The 21171-nt window shown below is 66.5% G+C and carries 20 protein-coding genes and 1 tRNA gene; 11 read left to right on the forward strand and 10 right to left on the reverse strand.

Annotated elements, in window-relative coordinates; all coding sequences use genetic code 11:
- The first annotated feature begins 26 nt into the window (after positions 1–26).
- A complete protein-coding gene (locus tag NUV79_RS13360; protein WP_257733573.1) occupies positions 27–482 on the forward strand; it encodes a Fur family transcriptional regulator in 456 nt (151 codons plus the stop codon).
- Positions 483–491: 9 nt separating this feature from the next.
- Here the strand turns inward: NUV79_RS13360 and NUV79_RS13365 are convergent, their stop codons facing one another.
- From NUV79_RS13365 to NUV79_RS13375, 3 genes are all read right to left on the reverse strand, one after another.
- A complete protein-coding gene (locus NUV79_RS13365; protein WP_257733574.1) occupies positions 492–764 on the reverse strand; it encodes a GNAT family N-acetyltransferase in 273 nt (90 codons plus the stop codon).
- A gap of 32 nt (positions 765–796) precedes the next feature.
- Positions 797–2416 (reverse strand): OpgD/OpgG family glucan biosynthesis protein, encoded by a 1620-nt coding sequence (locus NUV79_RS13370; RefSeq protein ID WP_257733575.1) that lies wholly within the window; start codon positions 2414–2416, stop codon positions 797–799.
- A 98-nt stretch (positions 2417–2514) separates the two neighbouring features.
- Positions 2515–3132: a TetR/AcrR family transcriptional regulator gene (locus tag NUV79_RS13375; protein ID WP_257733576.1), complete on the reverse strand. Its 618-nt coding sequence runs from the start codon at positions 3130–3132 to the stop codon at positions 2515–2517.
- A gap of 90 nt (positions 3133–3222) precedes the next feature.
- Between NUV79_RS13375 and NUV79_RS13380 the strand changes: the two genes are divergently transcribed.
- The 5 genes from NUV79_RS13380 to NUV79_RS13400 all read left to right on the forward strand — a co-directional run bounded on the left by NUV79_RS13380 (position 3223) and on the right by NUV79_RS13400 (position 9348).
- Entirely contained in the window at positions 3223–4059 is an 837-nt protein-coding gene (locus NUV79_RS13380; RefSeq protein WP_257733577.1) for an N-acyl homoserine lactonase family protein, read from the forward strand.
- 33 nt (positions 4060–4092) lie between these two features.
- Positions 4093–5202: a calcium:cation antiporter gene (locus NUV79_RS13385; protein WP_257733578.1), complete on the forward strand. Its 1110-nt coding sequence runs from the start codon at positions 4093–4095 to the stop codon at positions 5200–5202.
- Between the two features lie 645 nt (positions 5203–5847).
- On the forward strand, positions 5848–6993 hold the full coding sequence (locus NUV79_RS13390; RefSeq protein WP_257733579.1) for a type III PLP-dependent enzyme: 1146 nt from the start codon (positions 5848–5850) through the stop codon (positions 6991–6993).
- 228 nt (positions 6994–7221) lie between these two features.
- Entirely contained in the window at positions 7222–7758 is a 537-nt protein-coding gene (locus NUV79_RS13395) for a GNAT family N-acetyltransferase (protein ID WP_257733580.1), read from the forward strand.
- Positions 7759–7911: 153 nt separating this feature from the next.
- Positions 7912–9348, forward strand: a complete 1437-nt coding sequence (locus tag NUV79_RS13400) for a homospermidine synthase (protein ID WP_257733581.1) — start codon at positions 7912–7914, stop codon at positions 9346–9348.
- Positions 9349–9556: 208 nt separating this feature from the next.
- On the opposite strand, the gene NUV79_RS13405 is transcribed toward NUV79_RS13400, so the two are convergent.
- The 4 genes from NUV79_RS13405 to NUV79_RS13420 form a co-directional block, all read right to left on the reverse strand.
- Entirely contained in the window at positions 9557–10951 is a 1395-nt protein-coding gene (locus tag NUV79_RS13405; protein WP_257733582.1) for an MFS transporter, read from the reverse strand.
- The gene (locus NUV79_RS13410; protein WP_257733583.1) at positions 10948–11619 is read right to left on the reverse strand and encodes an LON peptidase substrate-binding domain-containing protein; all 672 of its coding nucleotides are present in this window, start codon (positions 11617–11619) and stop codon (positions 10948–10950) included. The genes NUV79_RS13405 and NUV79_RS13410 overlap by 4 nt, the downstream gene beginning before the upstream one ends.
- 22 nt (positions 11620–11641) lie before the next feature.
- Positions 11642–12541 carry a thioredoxin gene (gene trxA / locus NUV79_RS13415; protein ID WP_257733584.1) on the reverse strand — a complete coding sequence of 300 codons (900 nt, stop codon included), beginning with the start codon at positions 12539–12541 and terminating at the stop codon, positions 11642–11644.
- 81 nt (positions 12542–12622) lie between these two features.
- On the reverse strand, positions 12623–13147 hold the full coding sequence (locus NUV79_RS13420; protein WP_257733585.1) for a prolyl-tRNA synthetase associated domain-containing protein: 525 nt from the start codon (positions 13145–13147) through the stop codon (positions 12623–12625).
- A gap of 237 nt (positions 13148–13384) precedes the next feature.
- Here NUV79_RS13420 and NUV79_RS13425 point away from each other — a divergent pair.
- Positions 13385–13459: transfer RNA gene (locus NUV79_RS13425), tRNA-Gly, on the forward strand.
- A gap of 157 nt (positions 13460–13616) precedes the next feature.
- Here the strand turns inward: NUV79_RS13425 and NUV79_RS13430 are convergent.
- Positions 13617–14852: an MFS transporter gene (locus tag NUV79_RS13430; RefSeq protein ID WP_257733586.1), complete on the reverse strand. Its 1236-nt coding sequence runs from the start codon at positions 14850–14852 to the stop codon at positions 13617–13619.
- Between the two features lie 378 nt (positions 14853–15230).
- Here NUV79_RS13430 and NUV79_RS13435 point away from each other — a divergent pair, with 378 nt between their 5' ends.
- Positions 15231–15944, forward strand: coding sequence for an orotate phosphoribosyltransferase (locus tag NUV79_RS13435; protein ID WP_257733587.1), 714 nt, complete (start codon positions 15231–15233; stop codon positions 15942–15944).
- A gap of 120 nt (positions 15945–16064) precedes the next feature.
- Here the strand turns inward: NUV79_RS13435 and NUV79_RS13440 are convergent, their stop codons facing one another.
- Complete coding sequence (locus tag NUV79_RS13440; RefSeq protein WP_257733588.1) at positions 16065–16562, reverse strand: MarR family winged helix-turn-helix transcriptional regulator; 498 nt, start codon at positions 16560–16562, stop codon at positions 16065–16067.
- A 198-nt stretch (positions 16563–16760) separates the two neighbouring features.
- On the opposite strand from NUV79_RS13440, the gene NUV79_RS13445 reads away from it, so the two are divergent.
- Positions 16761–17498: an alpha/beta fold hydrolase gene (locus NUV79_RS13445; RefSeq protein WP_257733589.1), complete on the forward strand. Its 738-nt coding sequence runs from the start codon at positions 16761–16763 to the stop codon at positions 17496–17498.
- A gap of 103 nt (positions 17499–17601) precedes the next feature.
- Here the strand turns inward: NUV79_RS13445 and hemH are convergent, their stop codons facing one another.
- Positions 17602–18666 (reverse strand): ferrochelatase, encoded by a 1065-nt coding sequence (hemH, locus tag NUV79_RS13450; protein WP_257733590.1) that lies wholly within the window; start codon positions 18664–18666, stop codon positions 17602–17604.
- A 281-nt stretch (positions 18667–18947) separates the two neighbouring features.
- Between hemH and NUV79_RS13455 the strand changes: the two genes are divergently transcribed.
- Entirely contained in the window at positions 18948–20468 is a 1521-nt protein-coding gene (locus NUV79_RS13455) for a bifunctional metallophosphatase/5'-nucleotidase (RefSeq protein WP_257733591.1), read from the forward strand.
- Positions 20465–21163, forward strand: coding sequence for a uracil-DNA glycosylase (gene ung, locus NUV79_RS13460; protein WP_257733592.1), 699 nt, complete (start codon positions 20465–20467; stop codon positions 21161–21163). The genes NUV79_RS13455 and ung overlap by 4 nt, the downstream gene beginning before the upstream one ends.
- Positions 21164–21171: the final 8 nt, after the last annotated feature.

The raw sequence follows: 21171 nt of genomic DNA on the forward strand, positions 1-21171 counted from the left end.
GGCAGCCGGCATTGCTATGGCAAGGCATGACCGAGACCGACCGGCGGATTGCCGTCTTCGAGAGCCAGCTGAAAGGGGCCGGGCTGCGCATGACGCAGCAGCGGCGGTTGATCCTGCGCGTGCTGGCGGAAGCCGATGATCACCCCGATGCGAAGGGGATTTTCACCCGCGCTTTCGCACATGATCCGACACTATCGCTTTCGACCGTCTACCGGACGATGAAGGTGCTGGAATCGCAGGGCGCAATCGAGCGTCATGCCTTCGAGGACGGCATCTCGCGTTACGAGCATGCCGACCAGGAGCACCACGACCACCTGATCGACGTCGATTCGGGCGAGGTGATCGAGTTCTCCTCGGACGCGATCGAGGAGCTGCAGCGGCGGATCGCGGCGGAGCTGGGCTATGAGCTCGTCCGCCACCGCCTCGAACTCTACGGCCGCAAGAAGCAGCCGGCGCGCCGGGGCGGCCGCAAGACCTCGTGAAGTCGCGGCTCAGCCGTCGACGACGTCGTCGTACTCGGGGTGCTTCGCGATCCAGCCCGTGAGGAACTCGCAGCGCACCACCGCCTTGCGTCCAGTCGCCCGCAGCAACTCGAAGACGCCCTTCGCCAGTTTTGAGCCGACGCCCTGCCCGGCGAACTGGGAGGGTACCTCGGTATGGACCAGCACCAATCGCTCGCCGTCGCGGCGATAGGCGACGAGCGCGGTGCCGCCGCCGAGCGCGAGTTCGAAGCGGTTCTCCCCGGGGTTCTCGACGACGTCCATGATAGAGGCTCCTTGAGCTCAGCCTTGCTCAGTTATCTCTGCGCTTCGGCGCGCCAGGGATAGCTCCAGGTTTCGGTCAGCGTCTTTCCGCCGCTTCTCAGGAAGGCACGCATCTCGGCGAGCTGGCCCGGTTCCACGACGACGTCTACGAAGGCGCGGAAGCCCTCGGTCTTGCGGTTCGGCACGATGAAGGCGCGGTCGATCCGGCCATAGGCGATCGACGGCACGATCTCGACCTTCTCCGGCTGCTTCAGATAGTAGTCGAGATCGCCGCCGGCGAAATCGATGATGAAGCGGCGCGAGCCCTCGGTGACCGGCTCGCCCGAGCCCAGCGCCTTCGGCTTGGCCTGGTAGGTGTTGACCACGCGCCCGCCGGGATGCAGGTCGCCGGAATCGAGCATCGAGATCAGCTTGTAGCCGAAGGAGAATTCCTTGCCCGGCTCCAGCGGCGTCTTCGGCGCCCAGAGCGCGACGATGTTGTCATTGGTCTCGTCGGTGGTCGGCAGCTCGATCAGTTCGACGACGCCCTCGCCCCAGTCGCCTTGCGGCTCGACCCAGTAGGAGGGCCGCAGCTCATAGTTCAGGTCGAGATCCTGATAGTGCTCGAAGGTGCGGTCGCGCTGCATCAGGCCGAAGCCGCGGATGCCGCGCTCGACAAAGGAGGAGACGGCCTGCTGCTTGGGATTGCGCAGCGGGCGCCAGATCCACTCGCCGCTGCCGGAATGGATCATCAGCCCGTCCGAATCGTGCAACTCGCTGCGGAAATCGTCGAAGAAGCGCCGGTCGTTCTCGCCGGTGAAGAACATCGAGGTCAGCGGCGCGAGACCCAGTTTCTCGATGGTCGTGCGCGGATAGAGCGTCGCCGCGACCTCCACCACCGTGTCCAGGTCGGGATAGATGGTGAAGCGATAGGCCCCGGTTACCGCCGGAGAGTCGAGCAGGGTATGGATCACGACGCGCTCGGCATTGGCGGCCGGCTGCTCGATCCAGAATTCGCGGAAGACCGGGAATTCCTCGGCGGCCGTGCCGGCGCCGATGGACAGGCCGCGGGCCGAAAGACCGTAGCGCTGGCCGCGGCCGAGCACGCGAAAATAGCTGGCGCCGATGAAGGAGATCAACTCGTCGTAAACGCGGGGGTCGTTGAGCGGGTAGTGCAGGCGGAAGCCGGCGAAGCCGAGATTGACCGGCAGCGGCTTGTCGAACTTCACTTTGCCGTAGTCGAACAGGTTCGCGGCATAGGGCACCGGCATGGGCACGCCGTCGCGCACGACGTTCACCGTGACCGGACGGGTGAAGAGGAAGCCCGGATGGAACATCTGCATGCGGAAGGGCGAGCCGTTCTGCTGCAGCAAGGCCCGGTCGGGGCGGAAGCGGATGTCGCGCCAGGAATCGTAGTCGAGCTTTGCCAGCGCCTCGGGGAGCGGCGCGATCGGCTCATAGGGAACGGCGGCGATCTCGCGGGCGCGGCGCTGGACGTCCTCGAAGCCGAAGCGGGGCTGCGGCGCGGCGTTCTGGGGCGGTGGCGTCTGCGGTTGGCCCTGCGGCTGAGGCTGGGGGCGCGGCTGCTGCGCGAGCAGGACGGAAGGCGCTGCTGAGAGGCAAAGCGCGGCTGAAAGTCCGCCCAGGACGCGGCGGCGGTCTGTCGTGGTCATGTCTCGTCCGTCATCTCGTCGCAAGCAGCGGTCAAGGCTCGCTGGTCCGCGACTTAGGTGATCAATTGAGGCCGGTCTAGGGCGGGTCTTCGTCCAGCTTACGGCAGCCTATCGCCGCCCGGTCCCGGCGCAAGCCCGGCGAGTCCTCGCGACAAATCGCCCGGCTCGACGTCGCCGAGCAAGGCGCCCTGAACGACGAAGCCGACGATCATCGCAAGCAGCGCCTTCGCGGCATCCTCGCCGGAAACCCCGTGCTTCGGCTGGCCGGCCTGAGGGGAGCGGGCAAGCGCCTGTTCCAGCTGCCCCCTGAAGGCGAGGTAGAAGCCGCGCATCGTCTCGCGCAACCGCTCGTTGCGCTGCGCCTCGGCCCAGCCGAGCAGGGCGACGCGCTTGAGATCGTAGCCTTGCCGGACCGTGAAGCCGTCGATAGTCGTGGTGATCTGTTGCAGCAGCTGGGCCGGCGCCGGCGCGGGAGTGGCCTGCAGGAGAGGGGCGACCAGCGCCGTCAGGCCCGAGAGCGAGGTGGTGACCGCCGCCAGGATCAGCTCGTCCTTGCTGGGATAATACGAATAGACCGCTCCAGCCGACAGCCCCGATGCCCGGATGATGTCGTCCATCGTCGTGGCATGCAGCCCTTCCTTCTGAAAGCAGGCCCAGGCCGCTTCGAGGATCTGGGCCCTGCGGGCTGCGCGCTTCTCGTCTGAAATCTTCGGCATCATTTCAAAATAAAACGAACGCTCCCTCTTTACAAGGCAAAGGCATCGCGTTTAAGAAAACGAATGACCGTTCTTTTTGGAGAGGCGAGCATGATTAGGGTGACGGCGATCGAGGCGGGCAAGGCGCGGATGAAGACCGCGCAGCGCACAGGGCGGGAAGGGCGCGGCGGTATCGGAAGGAAGATCGACATCTTCCGCGATCCGAACTGGGTTGAGCCGCTGCCGATCCTGTGCTTCCTGGTCGAGCACCCGGAAGGGCGCTTCCTCGTCGATACCGGCGACACCTGGCGCAATTCTGTGCCGGGCTACCTGCCGGGCTGGAATCCCTTCTACAAGCAGGTGCAGATCCGGGTGGCGCCGCATGAGGAGGTCGGCTCGCGGCTGTTGGCGTTGGGTTTCGATCCCGCGACGGACATCGACACGGTCATCCTCACCCATTTCCATCATGACCACACAGGTGGCCTCGACCACTTTCCGCGAAGCCGCATCGTCGGCCCGCGCGCGAACCATGCCATCTCGACAGGACTGCGCGGGATGATGACCGGCTGCCTGCCGCAGCGCTGGCCGGTCTGGCTGAAGCCGGACCTCGTCGTGATGGACGGGCCCGCGGTCGGGCCGTTTCCGGCATCGCATGCACTCACGCGGGATGGCCGCATCCTGCTGGTGCCGACGCCCGGCCATGTCGATGGGCATGTCGCGGTGATCGTGCGTGGCGAAGGCGTCACGTATTTCCTCGCGGGCGACGCCACCTATTCGCAGGCCAATCTCCTCGCCGGCCAGACCGACGGCGTCACCAACGATCCCGCGACCGCGGTCGCGACCTTGCAGGCGATCCTTCGCTTCGCTGCCGAGGAGCCGACGATCCTGCTGCCCGCGCACGATCCCGAAGGTCCGGCGCGGCTCGCCGCCGGTGCCGTCCTCGCCTGAATCCTGTGCTCTGATCGCCTCGAAAGGTGCGCCATGAAGGCCGAACGCTTCATCCGGATGCCGCAGACCGCCTGGATCTATCCCATGCTCGCCGCGCTGTTCTATGCCGTGGCCTCCGCCCTAGGCTTCTCCGAGGGGCTGGCGCCGGGCTCCATGGGCTTCGTGCTGGCGGTGCTTCTCATGCCCGTTCTGTTCGGCGCGATCTTCGCTGCCGTCTATCATGCCGAGGTCCTCGCCCACCGGACCGGCGAGCCCTATGGCACGCTGATCCTGACCGCGGCCGTGACGGTCATCGAGGTTGCGCTGATCGCTTCCGTGATGATGTCGGGTGCGGAGGGGGCGCCGACGCTGGCGCGCGACACGGTCTATGCCGTGGTGATGACCGTCTGCACGGGTCTGGCTGGCATCTGCATCCTTGTCGGCGGCTTGCGCTATCGCGAGCAGAGCTTTCGTGTGCCCGGAGCGGGTGCCTACCTGACGGTGCTGATGGTGCTGGCGACGCTGACGCTGATCCTGCCGAACTACACGCAGCACGCCTCCGGCCCAAGCTACTCCTCGGCGCAGCTCGTCTTCGTCGCCGTCGCGACGCTGCTGCTTTACGGCGCCTTTCTCTATATCCAGACCGTGCGCCACCGCGACTACTTCATCGTGCCGGCGCCGCATCATGACTGGCATTTCGAGCCTTCGGCGAAGCGGCTGGCGGTCAGCGGCGCGCTTCTGCTGCTCGCGCTCGTCGCCATCGTGCTGCTCTCGAAGAAATTCGCCGTCATCGTTGAACTGGGCCGGGTCGCGGCGGGCGCGCCGCCGCAGGCCACCGGCCTCGTCGTTGCCATGCTGATCCTGCTGCCCGAGGGTATCGCCGCCGTGCAGGCCGCCCGCAACGATGCCCTCCAGAAGGCGCTCAACCTGGCGCTGGGGTCGGCGCTCGCCACCATCGGCATGACCTTTCCGGCGGTGGCGGTCGTCACCCTCCATCTCGGCAAGCCGCTTACGCTCGGCCTCGAACCCTCGGCCATGATCCTGCTGGCGCTGACCATGCTGGTCAGCACGCTGACTTTCGCGACCGGGCGCACCCATATGTTGCATGGGCTTGTCCATCTCGTGATCTTCGCGACCTTCCTCTTCCTCAGCTTCCAGCCCTGAGGAGGGCGAGTGTGGCCGCTCTGGCGCCGGCGGGCTCGGCAACGGAAGCCGGCCCCGCGAGAAGCGCAGCTAACCCCTAGCCGGCGAAGGGCTTTTTGTCGGTAACCCGTTCGCGAGAGGACGCGGATCGGCCTTGCAAAAAAATGCGGTTCCGGGTGCATAAAACACTTGTGGTCGGGGGCGAGCGTCCGTATATCGCGTTCACCCAATTCGCACGTGCCTGTGGCCGCGTGCTGGTCGGTGGGCATCCGGACAAGAGGCCGGACAGCCGCCAGGGGTTGGAGGACGGATGGAGGGGATGGACATCCCTCAAATCACGCCTCCCGGTTTCCGCAAGGAGGCCGTTCCCCGACACAGACCGGCAGCCGGAGGCAAAACCGGCGAACCCCGAATCTCCACGGGGGACGCAGCTTAAAGCAACGACGGAGCGGGCTTTTTTGGTCTCGCCGGCTTTCCACAGGCCGGCACCGAAGAGGCTTGTCCTTCATTGCCGGCCGTGCGGGGTCTTCCCCAATCGAACGGTGTTTCGGGTCCGGACGGCTCGTCCGTTGTAGCAGGCGTCTCCACAGCGCCGCGCGACAGCGACGATTCACTCCGGCGATACATCGCATCGACGCCGCTTGCGTCGTAGGGGAGTCGCGTCTCATGACCGACCGCATCCGTGAGTTTCTTCGTACCCGCCGCGAGGACGGGCCCTGCGTCGTCATCGACACCGAAGTCGTGCGCGCCAACTATCATGCCTTCGCCCGTGCGTTGCCCGACACCCGCGTCTTCTACGCGGTGAAGGCCAACCCGGCGCCGGAGGTGCTCGCCCTGCTCGCCAAGCTCGGCTCCTGCTTCGATTGCGCCTCGGTCGTCGAGATCGAGCTCGCGCTCGCGGCCGGCGCCACGGCCGATCGCATCTCCTTCGGCAACACCATCAAGAAGGAGCGCGACGTCGTCCGCGCCATGGAGCTCGGCGTGCGCCTGTTCGCCGTCGACTGCACGGCCGAGGTCGAGAAGGTCGCCCGTTCCGCCGAGAAGACCGGCACGACCGACGCGCGCATCTTCTGCCGCATCCTCTGCGATGGTGCCGGCGCCGACTGGCCGCTTTCGCGCAAGTTCGGCTGCGTGCCCGAGATGGCCGCGGACGTGCTCGAGCATGGCCATCGCATGGGTCTGCTGGCCTATGGCATCTCGTTCCATGTCGGCTCGCAGCAGGCCAACGTGAACGCCTGGGATTCGGCCCTGGCCTCGGCCTCGGCGATCTTCAAGGAATGCGCCACCCGTGGCATCTCGCTGTCGATGGTCAACCTCGGCGGCGGTTTCCCGGCCCGCTACCTGAAGCCGATTCCGGGCGTGCCGTCCTATGGCGACGCGATCTTCCGGGCGCTGTCGAAGCATTTCGGCAACCAGCTGCCCGAGACGATCATCGAGCCGGGCCGCGGCATGGTCGGCGAAGCCGGCCTGATCGAGGCCGAGGTCGTGCTGATCTCGAAGAAGGCCGAAACGGACGAGGTCCGCTGGGTCTATCTCGATATCGGCAAGTTCAACGGTCTCGCCGAGACCATGGACGAGGCGATCCGCTACCCCATCCGCACCGTGCGCGATGGCGATGCGACCGTCCCGTGCGTGCTCGCCGGCCCGACCTGCGACTCGGTCGACGTCATGTACGAGAAGACCCCGTACATGCTGCCCTTCTCGCTGGAGATCGGCGACAAGGTGCTGATCGAGGGCACGGGCGCCTATACGACGACCTATTCGGCCGTCGCCTTCAACGGCTTCCCGCCGCTGAAGCAGTACGTCATCTGACGTCGGAAGGAGCGCGAGCTCCTTCCTGATCCCATCGGGTCCGGCGAAGCGCCCTGTCTGAGACGGCAGGCTGCCCGGTCAAACGGGCGGAGCGTTCGTGTCTCCAAAACGGAGATGCGGGTGTGGCTCCCGCCGGACCCCTCTTCCCCACATCGTTTCATTGTGGCCGCGCGCGAGCGTGGCGCCGGGTAGGTCCATGAGGATGGGCGCTCCGGCCGGAGGTGCGTCATGATCACGATCCGCGACGAGATCGCCAACGACATTCCCGCCCGCGAGGCGCTGCTCGACCGTTGCTTGGGCGAGCGCCGCACCGCGAAGTCCAGCGAGCGCCTGCGCGAAGGCCGTCTGCCGGCCGATGGGCTCGCCCTGACCGCCGAGCGCGATGGCGAAGTGCTGGCCACCGTCCGCCTCTGGCATGTGGAAGCCAATGGCGTGCCGGCGCTGCTGCTCGGCCCGCTCGCGGTGAAGCCGGAATTGCAGGGCGAGGGGCTCGGCAAGGCGATGATGCGCGAAGCGCTCTGGCGCGCGGCCTGCCGTGGGCATGGCGCCGTCATCCTCGTCGGCGACGCGCCCTATTACGCCCGGTTCGGTTTCGATCCGGCGCTGACCCGTGATCTCGCCATGCCCGGCCCGGTCGAGCGCGAGCGCTTTCTCGCGATCGAACTGCGCGACGGTGCGCTCGATGGCGCACGCGGCGTGCTGGTCGCCAGCGGCGCTGTGATCCCTGCGGCCTTCGAAGCGGATGAGGTGGCGCGGGCCGCCTGATCCTTCAGACCTATCGTCATCGCGCCGTCATCGCCCGGCGCTTTCCATGCGCTCACCCGCCTGGAAGGCGCTGCTTGCGATTGACGGCGCGATTTTGCGCTCATACGACCCTTTCGACCTTTTTTACCCCCGGGAACCCAGGAGTTACAGAGAATGACGAATTGGCCCGTCTACGGCGAGATCACCGGCCCGATCGTGATGATCGGCTTCGGCTCGATCGGCCGCGGTACGCTGCCGCTGCTCGAACGGCACTTCAAGTTCGACAAGAGCCGCTTCGTCGTCATTGCTCCCGATGATTCCAACCGCCATCTGCTCGACGAGCGCGGCATCCGCTTCATCCAGGAAGCCGTCACCATCGAGAACTACCGGGAGATGCTGGAGCCGCTGCTGACCGCCGGCGGCGGGCAGGGTTTCTGCGTCAATCTTTCGTGCGATACCGGCTCGCGCGATATCATGGAGCTCTGCTCCAGCCTCGGCGCGCTCTATATCGACACGGTCAACGAGCCCTGGCTCGGCTTCTATTTCGACGAGAGCAAGGGGCCGGGCGAGCGCTCGAACTATGCTTTGCGCGAGATGACGCTGGCCGCCAAGCGTGCCCGTGCGCCGGGCTCGACGACGGCCGTCTCCTGCTGCGGCGCCAATCCCGGCATGGCTTCCTGGCTCGCCAAGAAGGCCTTGCTGAACGTCGCCGCCGATATGCGCCTCAACGTGCCGCAGCCGAAGACACGCGAGGAATGGGCCGGGCTGATGAAGCAGGTCGGCGTCAAGGGCATCCATATCGCCGAGCGCGACACGCAGCGTTCGAAGAATCCGAAGCCGCCAGGCGTCTTCGTCAACACCTGGTCGGTCGAAGGCTTCATCTCCGAGGGCGTGCAGCCGGCCGAGCTGGGCTGGGGCACCCATGAAAAATGGATGCCCGAGAACGCCCGCACCCATGAGACGGGCTCTCAAGCCGCGATCTATCTGATGCAGGCCGGTGCCGAGACCAAGGTGCGTAGCTGGTGCCCGACGCCGGGCCCGCAATACGGCTTCCTGGTGACGCATAACGAGTCGATCTCGATCGCCGATTATTTCACCGTGCGCGACGAGACCGGCAAGGCGATCTTCCGGCCGACCTGCCACTACGCCTATCACCCGGCGAACGACGCGGTGCTCTCGCTGCACGAGATGTTCGGCAATGCCGGCCGCCCGCAAGAGGAGCACCACATCCTCGAGGAGAACGAAGTCGTCGACGGCATCGACGAGCTCGGCGTGCTGCTCTACGGCCACGACAAGGGCGCCTACTGGTTCGGCTCGCAGCTCTCGACCGAGGAGGCGCGCAAGCTTGCGCCCTACCAGACCGCGACCGGCCTGCAGGTTACCTCGGCGGTGCTCGCGGGCATGGTCTGGGCGCTGGAGAATCCGAAGGCCGGCATCGTCGAGGTCGAGGAGATGGATCTCGACCGCTGCCTTGCGATCCAGATGCCCTATCTTGGGCCGGTGAAGGGCTACTACACCGACTGGACCCCGCTCGACGGCCGCCCGGGGCTGTTCCCGGAGGATATCGACACCAGCGATCCCTGGCAGTTCAGGAACATTCTGGTTCGGTAAAGGCCGCCATTGAAGGGCATCTTTTGAAGGGTGTCATCCCGTGCGCGCTGCGGCACGTCAGTGCTGCTGCGCAGACACGGGACCGTTTTCAGGAAGGGGCGCTCCCTGATACAGGGCGTGCCCCTTTTGCTTGAAAGGCGCCTTCTCGTCGTGCGGTCCCGTGTCTGCGCAGCAGCGTTTCACGCTGCTGCGCGCACGGGATGACGCCCTATGATTGGCGGACCTTCACGCCCGCGAGCAGCGCCGCACCCGCCAGGAAGAACACGATCAGCACGGCGAGCCCCGCCCTTTGGCTGGCGAAGATGGTGGTCGCCAGCGCGACCAGCGTCGGCCCCATGAAGGACGTGACCTTCCCCGAGAGCGCGAAGAGCCCGAAGAACTCGCCGATGCGCCCCTCCGGCGCCAATCGCGCCATCAGGCTGCGTGAGGCCGCCTGCATCGGGCCGGCGACCAAGCCGATCAGCAGGCCGAGACCCAGATAGACCCGCTCCGGCAGCGAGGCGAAGAGGCCGTCTCCGGCCACGGGGGGAGCCGCGGGGACCACGAACAGGATGCGGTCGGCGCCGAGCGAGAGGATGCCGATACAGGCGAAGAGCAGGCAGGCGATGGAGCCCAGCACCACAGGCTTTCCGCCGATGCGATCGTCGAGCTTGCCGCCAAGCCAGGCGCCCAGCGTGCCGGTGACGGTCAGCAGGATGCCGAAGATGCCGAGCTCGATCGTCTGCCAGCCGAAGACGCCGGCCGCGTAGATACCGCCGAAGGCGAAGAGCGCCACCAGCGCATCCTGGTAAATCATGTTGGCGAGCAGGAAGCGGCCGAGCGCGGGCAGCTTCGGCAGTTCGGCCAAGGTATCCTTCAGGCGCCCGACGCCGCCCTTCGCCGCCTCGGCAAGGCTCAGGCCGGTCTTGCCGGAATCCGGGGTCAGCAGGAACATCGGCGTGACGAAGACGATGAACCAGAGCGCCGTCAGTGGGCCGGAGAAGCGGTCGCCCTCGCGCGCGTCGGCATCGAGCCCGAGGATCGGCGCGATGCCGACGAGCGTCTTGCCGGTCTGCGGGTCGGCCGCTAGCAGGCCGAGCGTGATCGCGAGCGAGAGCAAGCCGCCGAGATAACCGATGGCCCAGCCCGTGCCCGAGAGCCAGCCGAGCCGCTCCGGTGGCACCAGCCGCGTCATCATCGCATTGTTGAAGGTGGTGGCGAATTCGGCTCCGATCGTCGCGATGACGAAGCCGGCCAACGCGATCGGCACCGCCCATGAGGAGCCCGGCACGGCGAACCAGAGCATGGCGGAGCCGATGACCAGCAGCGCGCCGAAGGCGGCGATCCAGGGCTTGCGCGGTCCGGTCCGGTCGGCGATGCCGCCGAGCAGGGGCGAGAGCAGGGCGATGCACAGACCGGCGAAGCCTGTGGCATAGCCCCAGAGCGCCTGGCCGTCGGCTGCGTCCTTCGCCAGCGCCGAGGCGAAGAAGGGCGCGAAGACGAAGGTGGTGATCAGCGTGAAGAAGGGCTGGGCCGACCAGTCGAAGAACAGCCAGGCGGTGACCGCGCGGCGCGGCGGCCAGACGGTCGGTGGCGCTTCGGCAGGCGGCGTCGCTGGCGTCACTGCAGGGTCGTGTCCGGGTCGCCGCCGCCGCGGGCCAATTCGATCTCGGTGATCGCGACCAGCACTTCGGCCCGGTCCTTCAGCGTCTGCGCTTCCAGCAGCGCCTGCTTCTCGCGCGGCCCGAACGGGCACATCATCGAGAGCGCATTGACCAGCGCCTCGTTCGGCGCCTCGTTGACGCCCTTCCAGTCGATCTTGAGATCGTTGGCCTTGGCGAAGTCTCGGAGCGCCTTGAGCAGGCCCTTGCGGTCGACCTCGTCCTCGCCGGTGCGGGCGACGAAATCGGCGGCGAAGCTGTCATAGCTGACGCGGCCCTGGCGATAGGGCGTCGTCACCGCCAATTCGTCGAGCAGCCGGAAGCGGCTGATCCCGGTCAGGGTGATGATGTAGCGGCCGTCGCCGGTCTCGGAGAACTGGGTGATGCGGCCGAGGCAGCCGACCTTGAGCAGCGGCGGAATCTCGGGCTGCCGGCCGGTTTCCGGCTCGGGCTGGATGATGCCGATGACCCGCTCGCCCTTCAGCGCATCGTCGGTCATGGCGAGATAGCGCGGCTCGAAGATGTTGAGTGGCATCTGGCCGCGCGGCAGGAGCAGGGCGCCGCCCAGGGGAAAGAGCGGGATCGCCGTCGGGCAATCCTTGGCTCCCTCGTAGACGGCGTTCATGCCCATGCGCGCCTCGTCCTTGTGCCGGTCAGGAGAACAGCAGGGTCGAAAGTTTGCGGCGCCCGGCGACGCTCGCCTCGTCCATCGGCCCCCAGGCCTCGAAGAACTGGAGGAGCTGCTTGCGCGCGCCGTCGTCGTTCCACTTCCTATCGGCCTTGATGATGGCGACGAGATGATCGACCGCCTCCTCGCGCCTGTCGCGGGCATTGAGCGCGAGCGCCAGATCGAAGCGGGCCTGATGGTCCTTCGGGTCGGCGGCGACCTTGGCTTCCAGCTCGGCGGTGTCGCCGAGCGAGGCAGCCTGCTCCGCGAGCTCGATCGCGGCGCGGATGGCCGTGATCGCCGGGTCGCCGGCCTTGTCCGTTGGAGCCATGCCGAGAATGCCCTTGGCGCCCTCGATATCGCCATTGTCGAGATGCAGTCGTGCCAAGCCCGCGATGGCGGCGAGGTTGTCGGGCTCGATCTCCAGCACGCCGGCATAGAGCTCGCTGGCTCCGGCCGGATCACCCGCTGCGATGGCGGCTGCGGCGGCCTCGATCAGCTCGGCCGTCTCGCCCGGCCCCATCGGCCCGACCAGGCGCTCGATGAAGACCTTGATCTGGCTCTCGGGCTGGGCGCCCATGAAGCCGTCGATTGGCTGGCCCTGCTTGAAGGCGATAACGGCGGGGATCGACTGGATGCCGAGCTGGCCGGGGATCTGCGGATGCTCGTCGATGTTCATCTTGACGAGCTTGACCTTGCCGCCGGCGGCCTTGACCACCTTCTCGATGACGGGGGTGAGCTGCTTGCAGGGGCCGCACCAGGGCGCCCAGAAATCGATCAGCACCGGCTGCTTCATCGATTCGGCGATGACGTCCTCGCGGAAGCCCTGGGTCGTGGTGTCCTTGATCAGGCCGGGTTGCCCGGCCGCCTCGCCATTGACCAGCATGGGTCGTCCTTCGTGATACGCTCTGGAGGCGAAGACGTGCCCTTACGGCCGCCCGCGCAGTTGCGCCATAGATGGGGTGCTTCAGCCGTTCTGTCCATCGGGCGGGACGGGCAAATCGACGATCAGCGGCTCATGCCCGGTGCTGCGGAAGAAGGCCAGCAGATCGTCGCGGCTGACCCGCAAGGTCGCCGTGTTGATCAGGGGGTGGAAATTGACGTCCTCGCCGGTCGCGAGCGTTGAATCCAGCACCATGGTGACGTCGCCGGCACGATCGTTGATCACGGCGAAGGCGGTGACGGAGCCCGGCGTCACGCCGAGCTTCTCCAGCAACAATTCGGCCGAGCCGAAGGAGAGCCTACCGCTGGCGCCGATGTGCTCGTGCAGGCGCTTCAGGTCGATTCGCGCGTGAGCCTCGGCCGAGACGAGGAAAATCCGCCCCTTCTTATCCTTCAGGAACAGATTCTTGGTGTGATGGCCGACCATCTCGTCGCGATGCGGCGCCGTCTCGGCGACGGTGAACACCGCCGGATGGTCGGTGCGATGGAAGGCGATGCCCTTCTCGGAGAGATAGGCGCAGAGCTGGTCGGGCGTGACGGGCGCGGTCATGGCGAGGCGATCGGCAGGGGAGAGCGGGCTTCGAGGCAATATTGGAAACGCCCTGCCGGAACGGCAGGAACAGGCCGGAAGATGCCTAGCCTTGCGCGGCGCCGGCAGCAAGATCGGACCGGTGAATCCGGGCTTTTGTGGAAGGCGGCAAAAAACTTTCACCGGGGTGCTTGCGCTTCGCGGTGCTTTGGGGCAATAACCCGACCGCGCCGCCAACACGGCGCGACTGTCTCGGATGCGGGTGTAGCTCAGGGGTAGAGCACAACCTTGCCAAGGTTGGGGTCGAGGGTTCGAATCCCTTCGCCCGCTCCAGACAATCTCAAGGCTTGAGAAGCATGCAAGCGTCGGATCTTCCGGCGCTTTTTGCTTTTTGGGCCTATGCTGGAATGTCCTGACAGCGATCAGCCTTCAAACGCATGAGGGCGCCGATCGGCGCCCTCAGCGGCTGTACTCGAACTTTTTGTCCGCCTCAGGTCAATTCCGCGCCGCGCTTCTCGGGGATGAGGAGCCACATGGCGATCAAGTCGAGGACGTAGAGGGCAGCGAGCAGCGCGATGGCGGTCTGGAAGCCATGTGTCGCGGCGATCGCGCCGACGACGACCGGGCCGAAGCCGCCGACGCCACGGCCGATATTGAACAGCACGTTCTGCGCGGTGGCGCGCGCCGCCGTGGGGAAGAGCTCGCTGATCAGCGCGCCGTAGCCGCCGAGCATGCCGTTGACGAAGAAACCCATCACCGCGCCGCCAACCAGCAATTGCATCGGGTCGGTCAGGCGCGAATAGACCATCACCATCACGGCGGCGCCGATCATGTATCCGAAGAAGGCCGGGCGCCGCCCGATCCGGTCGGCGATATGGCCGAAGGCGAAGATGCCGAGCGCCATGCCGGCGATGGTCACCGCCGTCCACAAGGCCGACTGGGTGAGCTGGAAGCCGAACCGCGTGGCGAGGTAGTTCGGCAGCCAGATCATCACGCCGTAATAGCCGAAGTTCTGGACCGAGCAGAGGATGACCATGCCGAGGCTGAGCTTGGTGGTCTCGCGGTCCTTGACCAGCAGGTGCAGCGCCGATTCCTTCGGCCTATCCTTGGAGCGGGCGACGAAGACGTCGGGCTCGTGCAGGGAGTGGCGGATGAAATAGGCGGCGACCGCCGGCAGGATGCCGATGGCGAACATGCCGCGCCAGCCGATCGAGGGCAGCAGCAGCGGGGTGGCGAGCGCCGCGGCTAGCACGCCGACCTGCCAGCCGAGCCCGACATAGGAGGAGGCGCGCGCCCGCTTCGAGGCCGGCCAGGCTTCGGCGACCAGCGCCATGCCGATGCCGAACTCACCGCCGAGGCCGAGCCCGGCGATGGTGCGGTAGACCAGCAGGTCCCAGTATCCCTGGGCGAGCGCGCACATACCGGTGAAGACGGCGAAGAGGACGATGGTCCAGGTCAGAACGCGGACGCGGCCGAGGCGGTCCGAGAGCATGCCGAAGCCGATGCCGCCGAGCACGGCGCCGACCAGCGTCGCGGTGACAAGCGACGCGGCCTGCGCCTGGCTGAGCTGGAGATCGGCCGAGATCGCACGCAGCATGAAGCCGAGGATCAAGAGGTCGAACCCGTCCATGGCATAGCCGATCGCGGCGCCCCACAGAGCCTTGCGCGCCTTGCTGTCCACCTCGGTCGGTGCCGATGGCGCGGCCGCCATTCCCAGTTCACTCATGATTCAAGCCCTTGCTGCTGCTCCGGCCAAGCCCTGCGGAGCGACGATACCGGCCCGGCACCGCCCAAATTCGGATGATTTTGCCATCTCACGCGATCTGAGCCGGCGCAACGATCGCGCGCCGGGCAGGTTGTGGATGCCGTGGGAAACGCTGCCATGGTCGTTTTTGGGCAACGCGGGCGCCCTGTTGCCGTCCGGATGGCGCGAGGCGGACAGCATGTGGCGGAACCGACCCACAGATCGTGGCGAAAATCGCTACGCGGAGGGATTGACCTGCCGGGCAAGCGCGATCAGAAGAGGCCGTTTGCCAATTCGACCAGCCCCAACGCCCTTGCCGTCCCCGGCGAGCGGCGTCGCTCAGCCCGGAGAGACCGCGCCATGTCCAACCTGTTCACTCCCACCGACAGGGCCGAGATCGCGCGCGAAGCGGCCAAGATGCTGCTCGAAATCAAGGCCGTGCATTTCTACAGCGACAAGCCCTTCTTCTTCACCTCGGGCTGGGCGAGCCCGGTCTATATCGACTGCCGCAAGATCATCTCCTATCCGCGCCTGCGCTCGACCCTGATCGATTTCGCGGCGACGACCATCGTGCGCGACATCGGCTACGAGTCGCTCGACATCATCGCCGGCGGCGAGACGGCGGGCATTCCCTTCGCCGCCTGGATATCGGATCGCCTCTCGCTGCCGATGCAGTATGTCCGCAAGAAGCCCAAGGGTTTCGGCCGCAACGCCCAGATCGAGGGCTCGGTCGTCGAGGGCGCGCGCACGCTGCTGGTCGAGGATCTCGCCACCGACGGGCGCAGCAAGGTCAATTTCGCCGAGGCGCTGCGCACGGCTGGCGCTGACGTGCAGCACTGCTTTGTGCTGTTCTATTACGACATCTTCCCGAAGAGCCGCGAGCTGATGACCGAGATCGGCATCAACCTGCACTACCTCACCACCTGGTGGGACGTGCTGGCTGTCGCCAAGGAGAGCGGCCATTTCGAGCCGAAGATCCTGGCCGAGGTCGAGAGCTTCCTGAACGACCCGGCGACCTGGTCGGCGAAGCATGGCGGCATCTCCGCCTTCGGCGAGGAAAAGAAGCCGGCCTGAGGCATAGCTTGCGACCTGCAAGCTATGCGTTTCCTCACGTCATAGAGTGTCTTCCCGTGCGCGCTGCGGCATTCCATGCCGCTGCGCAGACACGGGATGACGCCCTTCAAGTAGCGCCCTTCAACTCGTGCCCTTCGCCGCTGCGCTGCTACGCGCCTCCAGCGCCTTGCCGACCCGGCGCATCGCTTCGCCCGCGGCATTGCATTCCTCGTCGGTGAGGACCTGCATCATCGCCTCGATCTCGGCGACATGGATCGCCATGGCCTTGCGGGTGATCGCCTCGCCGGCGGGCGTCAGCCAGAGGCGGCGCAGGCGCCGGTCAGCCTCGTCGTTGCGGCGCTCGATCAGGCCGCGCTTCTCCAGCACCGGCAAGAGCATGCTCATGGCGCTGCGGCCGACCAGGAGCTTCTCGGCCAGGGCCTGCTGCGAGAGGCCCGGAACATGGAAGATATTGGCGAGCACGTCGTAATGCGCGAGCTGGATTCCGAGCGGGGCCAGCGACTCGGTGAGCACCTTCTCCCACATGTTATGGGCGCGGGCGATGGAGACCCAGTTGCGGAAGCGCGGCAGGTCCCAGGGCAGGATCTGCGTGTCGGAAGGCTCTTGCTTTTTGTTCATGGCTGAACATAATAGTTCAGCGTTGAACAAAATCGGATATCCGTCATGAGCGCTTCCGCCCTCCGTTACATGCGCCCGCTGGTCCGGGCCGCGAGCTTTGTCGCTCCACGCACGGCCGGCCGGCTGGCCTTCCGCCTCTTCTGTACCCCGCCGAGGCCGGCAAAGCGAAACGGAAACGGCACCGCGGGGGAACAGGTAATGCCGACGCGGTTGCGGCAATCGAGCCCGCGCGCGATTCCCTTCCCGTGCGGGAGCGTGCAGGCCTATGTCTTCGAGCCTGAGGAGCAGGCGCCGACCCGGACGGTGCTGCTGGTCCATGGCTGGACCGGGGATGCGGCTTCGATGACCGGCTTCGTCGAGCCGCTGCTGGCGGCGGGCTTCCGGGTCGTTGCCTTCGACCTCCCCGGCCATGGCGCCTCGACCGGGCGCGAGCTCAATATTCCGCTGGGGGTCGCGAGCCTTGCCGCGGTGGCGCGGGTGTTCGGGCCGTTCCACGCGATCGTCACGCATTCCTTCGGCGGCGCGATCACGCTGGCGGCGCTGGCCGGCTCGGTCAGGGGACAGCCGGTGGTGAGCGCCGACCGGCTCGTGCTGATCTCGGCGCCCTCCTCGATCACCGGGATCACCCGGCAGTTCGGCCATGCGATCGGGCTTGGCAGGCGCGGGCAGGCGGCGCTGGAGCAGCGCATCCATATTGTTGCCGGCAATCCGGTCGAGGCTTTCGAAGGGCCGCTTCAGCTCAAGGCGATCGGCTTGCCGACGCTGGTGATCCATGACCGGCAGGATCGCGAACTCGGCTTCCAGCACGCTGAAGCGCTGGCCGAGAGCGGCCCGCTCGTCCAGCTGCAGGCGACGGAGGGTCTCGGACATCGCCGCATTCTGAAGGCGCGGCCGGTGGCCGAGAGCGTGGCCCGCTTCGTGATCGGAGCGAGCTAGAGCAGTTCCGCAATTCTCCGAACCGCGGAACTGCTCTAGGTCTTTGCTTTAGCGCATTTTCTTCACGCGAACCGGTGTCCACTTCGCTCGAAAATGCTCTAGCTCAGAGCCAGCCCATCAGTTCGCGCTGGACGACCTCGGCGATGACGTCGATGCCTTCGCGGGAATCGTTGAGGCAGGGCAGATAGGCGAATTTCTCGCCGCCATTGTGAAGGAAGATCTCGCGGTTCTCGCCGTCGAGCTCTTCCAGCGTTTCCAGGCAATCGGCTGAGAAGCCCGGCGCGACGATCGCCATCGACTTCTTCCCGGCCTGGGCCAGCGCCTTCACCGTCTCGTCGGTATAGGGCTGGAGCCACTCGTCCGGCCCGAAACGCGACTGGAAGGTCAGCGGGAACTGTTCCTCGGAAAGGCCGAGCTCGGCGCGCAGCAGGCGCCAGGTCTTCACGCATTGGCAATAATAGGGGTCGCCCTTCAGCAGATACTCCTTCGGCATGCCGTGGAATGAGCAGAGGATGACCTCGGGCGCGAAATCGAGCTTCGCCAGCGAGGCGCGCATCGAGCGGGCGAGCGCGCCGATATAGACGGGGTCGTCGCGATAAGGCGGGGCGACGCGCACCGCAGGCTGCCAGCGCATCTGCATCAGCGCGCGGAAGGCCTGGTCGCAGGCGGTGGCCGAGGTCGGCGCGGCATATTGCGGATAGAGCGGCACCAGCAGGATGCGGTCGCAACCCTGGTCGAGCAGCGCCTTCAAGCGGCTCTTCACATCGGGAAAGCCGTAGCGCATCGCCCAGTCGAAGACGACGCGCTCGCCGGCCAGCGGCTTCAGGCGCTCCGTGAGCTGCTCGGTCTGCGAGCGGGTGATGGTCTTGAGCGGGCCCTCGTCGCGCTCGTTGTTCCAGATCGAGGCGTAGTCCTTGCCTTTTCGGCCGGGCCTGGTCGACAGGATGATCAGGTTGAGGATCGGCCACCATTTCCAGCGAGGCTCCTCGATAACGCGGCGGTCGGAGAGGAACTCCTTGAGATAGGCGCGCATCGGCCAGTAGCCGGTGCCCTCGGGCGTGCCGAGATTCATCAAGAGCACGCCGATGCGTCCATAGCGCACCTGGGGATGGTCCGGTGGCAGGGAAGCGGCTTCGCGGCTTGGCGCGGCGGCGATGTCAGCAGTCATGAGCGCGTGCTCTCCTTAGATCGCCGCGCGTCCTGTCGGGCGCGAGGTGGCGATCTCTCTTTCGTGAGCATCGGATTTCTCCGGAAAGTGCAATCCACTTTTCGGTCCGATGCTCTGCCCTCGTGATTTAGACGAGTTCGCGCTTTCGTCCAGCCTCGAAACCCTCCGAAAGTCGAGGTGCGACACTGCCGCCTCCAGCGTCTTCCGGCGCAGCTGCCTCTGGCCAGCTTGGCCACAGTCTTGCTAGTCTGGAGCCGTTCTCAAGACATAAGGGCGCCCCGATGACGAAGCTCACCCGCCGCAAGGCTCTCGGCGTCCTGGCGGCGCCTGCCACGCTTGCCGCGACCGCCCCCGTGGCGATGGCGCAGCAGCCGGCGCCGAGCTTCACGCTGCTGCTGCTCAACGACATCTACAAGATGAGCGACGACAAGGGCCGTGGCGGCTTCGCGCGCGCTTCCGGCATCGCCAAGGCCGAGCGGGCCAAGGGCGTACCGGTGCTGTTCTGCCATGCCGGCGACTGCTACTCGCCTTCGCTGATGTCGGGCTTCGACCAGGGCGCGCATATCGTCGCGATGCAGAACAAGATGGGCATCGACGTCTTCGTGCCCGGCAATCACGAGTTCGATTTCGGCAAGGACAACTATCTCAAGCTGACGGCAGCGCAAAACTACCCGACCTTCGCGGCGAACCTGCGCGACGCCGCCGGCAATACGCTGCCGCAACACAAGGATTCGCAGATCTTCGAGCTTGGGGGCATCAAGGTCGGCGTCATCGGCACGACCTATGATCCGACGCCGCAGCTTTCCAATCCCGGCGATCTGAAATTCTCCTCGACGATGGAGGCGCTGCGCCGCGAGGCCAAGGCCCTGAAGGGGCAGGGCGCCGACATCCTCGTCGCGGTCGTCCATGCCGACCGTGCGATGGACTACGAGATCGTGCGCTCGCGCGTGGTCGATATCCTGCTCACCGGCCACGACCACGATCTCGCCATCGCCTATGACGGCAAGGTGGTGATGGTCGAGTCGAACGAAGAGGGCAACTACGTCACCGCCATCGACATCGCCGTCAGCGTCCGGGGCGAGGGCGCGGCCCGGCAGGTTTCATGGACGCCGACCTTCCGCGTCAACGATTCCCGCTCGGCGACGCCGGACCCGGATGTCGCCGCCATCGTGAAGGGCTATGAGGCGGAGCTCTCGAAGGAGCTCGACATCGATATCGCGACGCTCGCTGCGCCGCTCGATTCCCGCACCGGCGTGATCCGCACGCAGGAAACCGCGATCGGCAACCTGATCGCCGATGCGATCCGCTCCGCGACCGGCGCACAGCTTGCCATCACCAATGCCGGCGGCATCCGCGCCAACAAGCAATATGCCGCCGGGCAGAAGCTGACCCGCCGCGACGTGCTGAGCGAACTGCCCTTCGGCAATGCGACCGTGATGGTCGAGATCACCGGCAAGGACGTGAAGGACGCGATCGAGAACGGGTTGCGCGATGCACCGCAGGGCGCAGGCCGCTTCCCCGTCGTCTCCGGGCTCAAGTTCGAGGCCGATCTCAAGCAGCCGCAGGGTTCGCGCGTCACCTCGGTCACGGTCGATGGCAAGCCGATCGATCCCGCGGCCAAGTACACCGTCGCGTCCAACAACTTCATGCTGGAAGGCGGTGACGGCTATACGGCGCTCGGCCGCGGCAAGACACTGCTCGGCCTGACCGACGGCAAGCTGATGGCGAACGAGGTGATGGTCTATGTCCGCAAGCTCGGCACGGTCGATGCCAAAGTCGAGGGCCGGGCGGTCCTGAAGTGAATTGCAGCGACGCGCTCGCGGCCTTCCTGGCGAGCGCGGCTTCGGAGGGCTGGCGGGACTTGCCGGTCTTCGCTGCCAATGGGGCTGCCGCGCGCGCCTGTGCTGCCGTCGATGCCGAGCGGGCGGCCGGGCAGGTGGTGGCGCCGGCTCCCGATCGCGTCTTCGCCGCGCTGGCGCTGACGCCGCTCGACACGGTCACGGCGGTTATCCTTGGCCAGGACCCCTATCCGACGCCGGGCCATGCCAACGGGCTCGCCTTCTCCTATGCCGGGCCGCCGCCGCTGCCGCGCTCGCTCGGCAATATCTACAAGGAGCGGGCTGCCGATCTCGGCGAAGCCGCTCCGGCCGATGGCGACCTGACCCGCTGGGCCTCGCAGGGCGTGCTGCTGCTCAACACGGCGCTGACGGTGCGGGAAGGGGCGAGCAAGGCAGGCTCCCATCTTTCGCTCGGCTGGGGGGCGGTGACGGATGCCGTCATCGCGGCGGTCTCGCGCCAGCGGCCACATGTCGCCTTCCTGCTCTGGGGCGCACCGGCGCAGATGAAGCGGCCGCTGATCGACGAGAGCCGGCATCTGGTCATCGCCAGCGCCCATCCATCGCCGCTTTCGGCACGGCGGGGCTTCTTCGGCTCGAAGCCGTTCAGCCGGGCTAATGCCTGGTTGGAAGGGCAGGGGCAGACGTTGATCGCGTGGTGACGCGCGGG

Source organism: Allobosea sp. 47.2.35 (assembly GCF_024655635.1).
Classification (GTDB): Bacteria; Pseudomonadota; Alphaproteobacteria; order Rhizobiales; family Beijerinckiaceae; genus Allobosea.